This is a genomic window from Flavobacterium sp. (genome assembly GCF_044361065.1).
Lineage (GTDB): Bacteria > Bacteroidota > Bacteroidia > Flavobacteriales > Flavobacteriaceae > Flavobacterium.
On the sequence record NZ_JBIKJI010000127.1, the window covers coordinates 1 to 6,368 of the forward strand.

General features: G+C 30.2%; 10 protein-coding genes and 1 pseudogene. 10 read left to right on the forward strand and 1 reads right to left on the reverse strand.

The genetic code is table 11. The features are described 5' to 3' along the window. A pseudogene (locus ACIQ11_RS08040) lies at positions 1-228 on the forward strand (aminodeoxychorismate/anthranilate synthase component II); the annotation flags it as partial. On the opposite strand, the gene yaaA reads toward ACIQ11_RS08040, so the two are convergent. Continuing rightward, the gene (yaaA, locus tag ACIQ11_RS08045) at positions 229-987 is read right to left on the reverse strand and encodes a peroxide stress protein YaaA (protein ID WP_396154144.1); all 759 of its coding nucleotides are present in this window, start codon (positions 985-987) and stop codon (positions 229-231) included. A gap of 127 nt (positions 988-1,114) precedes the next feature. On the opposite strand from yaaA, the gene ACIQ11_RS08050 reads away from it, so the two are divergent. From ACIQ11_RS08050 to ACIQ11_RS08090, 9 genes are all read left to right on the forward strand, one after another. Beyond that, positions 1,115-1,864 (forward strand): Rossmann-like and DUF2520 domain-containing protein, encoded by a 750-nt coding sequence (locus ACIQ11_RS08050; protein ID WP_396154145.1) that lies wholly within the window; start codon positions 1,115-1,117, stop codon positions 1,862-1,864. After that, positions 1,848-2,375, forward strand: coding sequence for a KdsC family phosphatase (locus ACIQ11_RS08055; protein ID WP_396154146.1), 528 nt, complete (start codon positions 1,848-1,850; stop codon positions 2,373-2,375). Before ACIQ11_RS08050 ends, ACIQ11_RS08055 begins: the two co-directional genes overlap by 17 nt. A 15-nt stretch (positions 2,376-2,390) precedes the next feature. Further along, entirely contained in the window at positions 2,391-3,347 is a 957-nt protein-coding gene (locus tag ACIQ11_RS08060) for a geranylgeranylglycerol-phosphate geranylgeranyltransferase (RefSeq protein ID WP_396154147.1), read from the forward strand. Then, a complete protein-coding gene (locus ACIQ11_RS08065; RefSeq protein WP_396154148.1) occupies positions 3,340-3,921 on the forward strand; it encodes a Maf-like protein in 582 nt (193 codons plus the stop codon). Before ACIQ11_RS08060 ends, ACIQ11_RS08065 begins: the two co-directional genes overlap by 8 nt. A gap of 145 nt (positions 3,922-4,066) precedes the next feature. Next, the gene (gene pyrR, locus ACIQ11_RS08070) at positions 4,067-4,609 is read left to right on the forward strand and encodes a bifunctional pyr operon transcriptional regulator/uracil phosphoribosyltransferase PyrR (protein WP_353079920.1); all 543 of its coding nucleotides are present in this window, start codon (positions 4,067-4,069) and stop codon (positions 4,607-4,609) included. Positions 4,610-4,695: 86 nt separating this feature from the next. Further along, positions 4,696-5,625, forward strand: coding sequence for an aspartate carbamoyltransferase catalytic subunit (locus ACIQ11_RS08075; protein WP_396154149.1), 930 nt, complete (start codon positions 4,696-4,698; stop codon positions 5,623-5,625). Positions 5,626-5,630: 5 nt separating this feature from the next. Next, positions 5,631-5,963: a ribonuclease Z gene (locus ACIQ11_RS08080; RefSeq protein WP_396154150.1), complete on the forward strand. Its 333-nt coding sequence runs from the start codon at positions 5,631-5,633 to the stop codon at positions 5,961-5,963. A gap of 2 nt (positions 5,964-5,965) precedes the next feature. After that, positions 5,966-6,163: a hypothetical protein gene (locus ACIQ11_RS08085; RefSeq protein WP_396154151.1), complete on the forward strand. Its 198-nt coding sequence runs from the start codon at positions 5,966-5,968 to the stop codon at positions 6,161-6,163. Then, positions 6,163-6,348, forward strand: a complete 186-nt coding sequence (locus ACIQ11_RS08090; RefSeq protein ID WP_396154152.1) for a hypothetical protein — start codon at positions 6,163-6,165, stop codon at positions 6,346-6,348. Before ACIQ11_RS08085 ends, ACIQ11_RS08090 begins: the two co-directional genes overlap by 1 nt. Positions 6,349-6,368: the final 20 nt, after the last annotated feature.

Sequence of the window (6,368 nt, forward strand, 5' to 3'; positions counted from 1 at the left end):
GTTATTTTTACTAATTTACCAAATGAAATTGAAGTAGGTCGTTATCATTCTTGGGTAATTTCAAACGACAATTTCCCACAAAATTTGATTATAACTTCAGTTGACGAAAATAAACAAATTATGTCAGTGAAACATAGCGTTTACGATGTTCGAGGCGTGCAATTTCATCCAGAAAGTATATTGACACCTGATGGAAAAAAGATATTAGAAAATTGGTTGAATAATTAATTATCGAGTAAAAACCAATTTATTTCCTTCTGACAAATTAGCATCAAACGCATACCCTTCATAGTTGAAACCTTTTAAATCATCAACTGATTCAGCATTCGTATCAATAATATATCGTACCATTAAACCTCTTGCTTTTTTAGCAAAAAATGAAATCATTTTAAGCTTTCCGTCTTTATAATCTTTAAATTCTGGAGTAATAACTGGAACTTTTAATTTTTTAGTATCAACGGCTGAAAAATATTCGTTACTGGCCAAGTTTACAAACAACTCGTCTTTATTTAATTCAGAATTTAATTGATCTGTAAGAGTCTTTTTCCAAAATTCGTATAGATTTTTCTTCGTACCTATTGGCATTGAAGTGCCCATTTCTAAACGGTAGGCTTGCATTAAATCTAAAGGTTTCAATACGCCATACAATCCAGATAAAATTCTTAATTTTTCTTGTAAAACTGGAATTTTCTTTGCAGGTAACGAATATGCATCTATACCTGTGTATACTTCGCCATCAAAAGTATAAATTGCTGGTCGAGCATTTTCTGGCTTAAACGGAAGTTGCCAATCTTGATTTCTTTGCCAATTTAAATCTGCTAATTTTTCAGAAATATCCATTAATTCCATCAATTGTTTTGGCTTTTTCTTTTTTAATGTTTTCTGGATGGTTTCAGCTTGTTTTAAAAAAGACGATTCCGTAAATAAAGATATGGGAAGTTCTTTATCTAAATTTAAAGATTTTGCTGGAGAAATAACGATTTTCATTTTACAGATTTTTTTCAAAATTAGGCAATAGGATTATTTTTTACAACACAGATTTGAGAAAATACTTAAATCTTGTTTTAAAAAATTGAAATTTGATATTGTTATTGCGATTGTTTATCTTCGCAAAATGATAAAAGTAATTCTTTTAGGTTCAGGAAACGTGGCTACTCACTTATTTCAAGCATTTTCGAAAGCTAATGGAATAGAAGTGGTACAAGTTTTTTCAAGAACAATAACAAAAGATTTTCCAGAAACGCTGCAAACTTCAGATTATACAGAAATTAAAGCTGCTGATGTATACATTATTTGTGTTTCAGATAGTGCTATTTCAAGCGTTTCATCTCAATTACTTTTTGAAAATAGGTTAGTGGTTCATACTTCGGGAAGTACGGATATTAATGTATTAGATAGTAAAAATAGAAAAGGTGTTTTTTATCCGTTACAAACCTTTACAAAAAGCAAAGCAGTTGATTTTTCTGAAATTCCAATTTGTTTAGAAGCAGAAAATGTTTCAGATTTTAAATTATTAGAAAAAATTGCGAAATCTATATCAAAAAATGTATACGTTATATCAAGTGAGCAGCGAAAAGCACTTCACGTTTCTGCCGTTTTTGTATGTAATTTTGCAAATCATTTGTACACTATTGGAAATACGATTTGTGTAGAAAACAACATACCGTTTGAAATTTTACATCCTTTAATTGAAGAGACAGCTAAAAAGATAAAATCGCTTTCACCAAGTGAAGCGCAAACGGGACCTGCTATAAGAAACGACAAAAAAACCATTGAAAAACATATCGATTTTCTTACGAACGAAAATCAAAAAGAAATATATAAAATTTTGACAAAATCTATTCAAAATGGCGAAAAGTTATAAAGAAGTAATGAATGATATTAAAGCGTTTATCTTTGATATCGATGGCGTATTAACAGATGGAACCGTTCATATTTCTGAAGACGGGCAATTGCTTCGTCAAATGAATATTAAAGACGGCTATGCTATGAAAGCTGCTATTGACAAAGGGTATCCTGTTTGTATTATCTCTGGTGGAAGTAACGAAGGTGTTCGCGTTAGATTACAAAATTTAGGAATAAAAGATATTTATTTGGCAGCACCAGATAAAGTTGAAAAGTTCTACGAAATTTGCGATGCCTATCAATTGCAACCAGAAGAAATTCTATATATGGGCGATGATATTCCTGATTATTTAGTGATGCAAAAAGTAGGTTTACCGACGTGTCCACAAGATGCCGTTCAAGAAATAAAAGGCGTTAGCAAATATATTTCTCACGCAAATGGCGGAAAAGGCGCTGTAAGAGATGTAATTGAACAGGTAATGAAAGTTCAAGGAAAATGGATGGACGATTTTGATGCTAAGTTTTTTTAATTTCTATCAAGTTTTATGAAACATTTTTTTAAATTAATTCGAATAGAAAATTTAGTTCTGTTTGCTTTTATGCAACTCCTTATTAAATTCGGATTCTTGAATCATATTCATTTCAAAGATGCTTTAGGTGCTCCTCAATCGTTAGTGCTTTGGCAATCGTTATCTAATTTTCAGTATGTGTTATTAGTTTTTGCAACGCTATTTATTTTAGCAGGTGGCTTTATAATTAATGCCATTTTTGATGTGGAAACTGATTCCATAAATAAACCAAACGAAGTGGTTATAGGTACTCATATTTCAGAAAAAACAGCCTATAATTTGTATTTTATATTTACGTGCTTAGGAGTTGGAATTGGGTTTTATTTGAGTCGGGTTATTAATAAACCCGCTTTTGCTACGATATTTGTCATTTGCGCGGCGCTTTTGTATATTTATTCAAATGGATTAAAGCAAATTCCTGTTTTAGGAAATGTAATTGTGGCACTTGTAGCCGCGTTATCTATTGTTATCATTAGTTTATTCAATATTTTTCCTGCTATTTATGCTGGAAATGAATTTTTTATGAAAACGTTAGTATCAATCCTAACAGATTATGCCATATTTATTTTTTTGCTTCAATTTGCTATCGAAATTATCAAAACAATAGCTAACGAAAAAGGAGATGCTGCATACGGAATTTCAACTGTTGCAACATCTTTCGGAATAAAATATTCGAAAATTATTGGATCAGCTTCGTTAGTACTTTTTATTAGTTATCTAACTTATTATTTGATTGAAAATTTAGCACATAATTTGTATGCGGTAGGGTATTTTATTCTATTTATTATAGCGCCTGTTGTATTTATTGGAATTAAATTATTTCAATACGAAAAAAGTAAATCGTATATGTTGGTAGTGAAAATTTTGAAAGTAGTTCAAATTACTACAATATTATCTTTGCTAATCATCTTAATTTCAATGCAATATGCTTAACGATAAATTCAAAAATCATAAAATCATTTTAGCATCGGGTTCGCCAAGAAGACAACAATTTTTAAAAGAATTAGAGATTGATTTTGAAATAAAGTTAAAAGAAATTGAAGAGATTTACCCAGATCATTTAAAAGCCGAAGAAATAACTAATTTTTTAGCCAAATTGAAAGCCAGTGCTTTTGAAAATGATTTACAAGATAACGAAGTTTTAATTACTTCAGATACTATTGTTTGGTTGGATAATAAGGCATTAGGAAAACCTATCGACGCATCTCACGCAGTAAGAATGTTAACAGAAATGTCTGGCAAAACACATAAAGTGATTACTTCTGTTTGCATAAAATCGACTAAAAAGGAAGTGGTTTTTCACGACGAAACCTTGGTTACTTTTACGGATTTATCTCTTGAAGAAATTGAATTTTATTTAAAAAATTACAAACCCTTTGACAAAGCCGGTTCTTATGGCATTCAAGAGTGGATTGGTTTGGTAGCTATTGAAAAAATTGAAGGAAGTTATGCCAATGTAGTGGGCTTGCCAACACATAAATTATATAAAGAATTGATGAATTTTTAATATAGATTTAACTTTAAAACACAGATTTAAGAAATTAGATAAATTTTTAAAATTTCTTATATCCGTGTTTAAAAAAATGATTTTTTGGATTGCTTTTGATATTCTAATTGAAATATATTACATTTGTAGTCACAATACACAAAATATGAGTCAAAAAATATTGCTCAATTCAAAAGAAGTCAACATCATTCTACATCGATTGGCCTGTCAATTAATCGAAAAACACCTTGATTTCACTACTACTATTCTTATTGGAATTCAGCCCAGAGGTGCATTTTTAGCCAAAAGATTATCACAAATTTTAAAAGACGACTATCAAATTTCTGATTTGAAATTAGGGTTTTTAGATATTACTTTCTTTAGAGATGATTTTCGTAGAAATGAAAAACCATTTGAAGCCAATCAAACCCAAATAGATTTTTTAGTAGAAGACAAAAATGTCGTTTTTATAGATGATGTATTATATACCGGGAGAAGTATTCGTGCAGCTTTGACTGCAATACAATCTTTCGGAAGACCAAAATCAATAGAACTATTAACCCTTATAGACAGACGATTTAGTCGTGATTTACCCATTCAACCCGATTATAGAGGGAGACAAGTAGATGCTATTAATAATGAGAAAGTGTTAGTAAAGTGGGCTGAAAATGATGGTGAAGACGCCGTTTATATTGAGGTAAAAAATTAATAGTTAAGTGACTTCGAGATCCTCAGTCACAGTTGCTTGAGGCTCTCGAATGCAACACAAAATATAGTTTAAACAACACATTTAAAATGAAAGAATTAAGCGTCAATCATTTATTAGGAATAAAGTACATCAATACCAATGATATTAATTTAATTCTTGAAACCGCTGATCAGTTTAAAGAAGTAATCAATCGTCCTATAAAAAAAGTACCTTCTTTACAAGACATTACTATTGCTAACATCTTTTTCGAAAACAGTACACGAACTAAATTATCTTTCGAATTGGCTCAAAAACGACTTTCAGCCGATGTAATGAGTTTTTCTTCAGGACAATCTTCAGTTAAAAAAGGAGAAACGCTAATTGATACCGTAAATAATATTTTAGCTATGAAAGTGGATATGGTAGTTATGCGTCATAGTTCGCCTGGAGCGGCACATTTTTTAGCACAACACGTAAAAGCAAGTATTGTAAATGCTGGTGATGGCGCACACGAACACCCTACACAAGCTTTATTAGATAGTTATACCATTCGTGAAAAATTAGGCGAAGTAGCAGGTAAAAAAATAGTTATTGTTGGTGATATTTTACACAGTAGAGTAGCACTTTCCAATATTTTCGCCCTACAAATGCAAGGTGCAGAAGTGAAGGTTTGCGGACCTAAAACGTTGATTCCTCAATACATTAATTCTTTAGGAGTAACTTACGAACCTAATTTAATAAAAGCCTTAGAATGGTGCGATGTAGCGAATATGTTACGTGTGCAGAATGAAAGACTGGATGTAAGTTATTTTCCAAATACACGAGAATATACCCAGCAATTTGGACTAACAAATGAAATATTAAATAACCTGAATAAAGAAATTATAGTTATGCATCCAGGACCTATAAACCGTGGGGTAGAAATTACTTCGGATGTGGCAGATGGAAATCATTCGGTTATTTTAGATCAGGTAGAAAATGGTGTAGCGGTGAGAATGGCAGTTATTTATTTATTAGCGAGTAAGATTAAAAATTAGTTCAAATGAAAGTAGAACAAAAAGGTCATACAACCATAATTAAAGATACTGAAAGTAGTTTTGAAGTGTTTTTACAAAAATTAACTGAACAATATAATTCGTATAAATCAGTTAATTTAATAATTGACATTACACACGATAAGTCATTTGAAATAAGCGACTTAAAGCAATTTTCTGATGTAGCAAAAGCTCATAAAAAAAACAAAAAATCTTTTGTAGTTGTTGCTACGGATATTGAATTTAATAAAGTTCCAACTTCAATTACTACCGTTCCTTCGTTACTTGAAGCGCACGATATTATTGAGATGGAAGAAATTGAACGCGACTTAGGATTTTAATTATGAAAATTTCCAATCAAACTAAAATATACATTTTAACGGGCTTATTGTTTGGATTTACCTTTATGAGCGCAATGCTTATATTTTCTGGATTAAAAACCAATGAATATAATCTTTTGGCAATTTCTGCAAATGTATTATTAGCATTTAGTATGATTCTGCAAATCATCAAATTAAGTAAAATAGAAAACAATAAATAATGACAACTAGAGCCAAATTTAATTTGTTTTTTCTACTATTAGCCATTATTTTATTGGTGTTAAATATTATTATTTCTTACCAAGAAAATAAAGTAGAATGGTTTAGATTAATTTCAAATGTACTTTTGATTTTTCTTTTTTCTATGAATATTTACAACGAAAACAAAAAACAAAAACAACACTAATTTCGTTTTGAAAATAAAAA

Excerpts from the sequence above, each read along its gene's own strand:
- yaaA (WP_396154144.1), bottom strand. The coding sequence starts at position 987 with ATGAAAATCGTTATTTCTCCAGCAAAATCTTTAAATTTAGATAAAGAA.
- ACIQ11_RS08050 (WP_396154145.1), top strand. The coding sequence starts at position 1,115 with ATGATAAAAGTAATTCTTTTAGGTTCAGGAAACGTGGCTACTCACTTA.
- ACIQ11_RS08055 (WP_396154146.1), top strand. The coding sequence starts at position 1,848 with ATGGCGAAAAGTTATAAAGAAGTAATGAATGATATTAAAGCGTTTATC.
- ACIQ11_RS08060 (WP_396154147.1), top strand. The coding sequence starts at position 2,391 with ATGAAACATTTTTTTAAATTAATTCGAATAGAAAATTTAGTTCTGTTT.
- ACIQ11_RS08065 (WP_396154148.1), top strand. The coding sequence starts at position 3,340 with ATGCTTAACGATAAATTCAAAAATCATAAAATCATTTTAGCATCGGGT.
- pyrR (WP_353079920.1), top strand. The coding sequence starts at position 4,067 with ATGAGTCAAAAAATATTGCTCAATTCAAAAGAAGTCAACATCATTCTA.
- ACIQ11_RS08075 (WP_396154149.1), top strand. The coding sequence starts at position 4,696 with ATGAAAGAATTAAGCGTCAATCATTTATTAGGAATAAAGTACATCAAT.
- ACIQ11_RS08080 (WP_396154150.1), top strand. The coding sequence starts at position 5,631 with ATGAAAGTAGAACAAAAAGGTCATACAACCATAATTAAAGATACTGAA.
- ACIQ11_RS08085 (WP_396154151.1), top strand. The coding sequence starts at position 5,966 with ATGAAAATTTCCAATCAAACTAAAATATACATTTTAACGGGCTTATTG.
- ACIQ11_RS08090 (WP_396154152.1), top strand. The coding sequence starts at position 6,163 with ATGACAACTAGAGCCAAATTTAATTTGTTTTTTCTACTATTAGCCATT.